Here is a 758-nt window from a genome sequence, read left to right as displayed (position 1 = left end):
GTTCGAGTCCTTCATGGCTCACCATTTTTAATTTCATATTGCGGGTGTGGCGGAATTGGCAGACGCACCAGACTTAGGATCTGGCGCCGCAAGGCGTGGGGGTTCGACTCCCTTCACCCGCACCATTTTAAGCGGAAGTAGTTCAGTGGTAGAACATCACCTTGCCAAGGTGGGGGTCGCGGGTTCGAATCCCGTCTTCCGCTCCATTTTTATGCCGGGGTGGCGGAACTGGCAGACGCACAGGACTTAAAATCCTGCGGTAGGTGACTACCGTACCGGTTCGATTCCGGTCCTCGGCACCATTTAATTTCATATTGCGCCCGTAGCTCAATTGGATAGAGCGTTTGACTACGGATCAAAAGGTTAGGGGTTCGACTCCTCTCGGGCGCGCCATTTTACGGGGAGTAGCTCAGCTTGGTAGAGCACTTGGTTTGGGACCAAGGGGTCGCAGGTTCGAATCCTGTCTTCCCGACCATTTATATTGGGGCCTTAGCTCAGCTGGGAGAGCGCCTGCCTTGCACGCAGGAGGTCAGCGGTTCGATCCCGCTAGGCTCCACCAAGAAAACTTTAAAAAAGTTATTGACTCAGGTAATTAAACCTGATAAGATAATAAAGTCGCTTCTGAGCGGCGGATTGATCTTTGAAAACTGAACGAACAATACGTCAACGTTTAAATCATTAGTCTTTTTCGAAAAGACAATCGAGCTATATCAACTCTTATATGGAGAGTTTGATCCTGGCTCAGGACGAACGCTGGC

The 758-nt window shown here is 50.5% G+C and carries 6 tRNA genes; all 6 read left to right on the top strand.

The annotated features are described in order from the left end of the window. Window positions 1–40: 40 nt before the first annotated feature. A tRNA-Leu gene (locus M3205_RS25180) sits at window positions 41–125 on the top strand. A gap of 6 nt (window positions 126–131) precedes the next feature. Further along, window positions 132–206, top strand: a tRNA-Gly gene (locus tag M3205_RS25175). 7 nt (window positions 207–213) lie between these two features. Beyond that, window positions 214–302 (top strand) — tRNA-Leu (locus M3205_RS25170). Between the two features lie 14 nt (window positions 303–316). Beyond that, window positions 317–393: transfer RNA gene (locus M3205_RS25165), tRNA-Arg, on the top strand. 5 nt (window positions 394–398) lie between these two features. Next, window positions 399–475: transfer RNA gene (locus M3205_RS25160), tRNA-Pro, on the top strand. Window positions 476–483: 8 nt separating this feature from the next. After that, window positions 484–559: transfer RNA gene (locus M3205_RS25155), tRNA-Ala, on the top strand. Window positions 560–758 lie beyond the last annotated feature (199 nt).

This window comes from Cytobacillus firmus (assembly GCF_023715565.1).
GTDB lineage: Bacteria > Bacillota > Bacilli > Bacillales > Cytobacillaceae > Cytobacillus > Cytobacillus firmus_C.
This window is presented reverse-complemented; position numbering and strand designations above follow the sequence as displayed.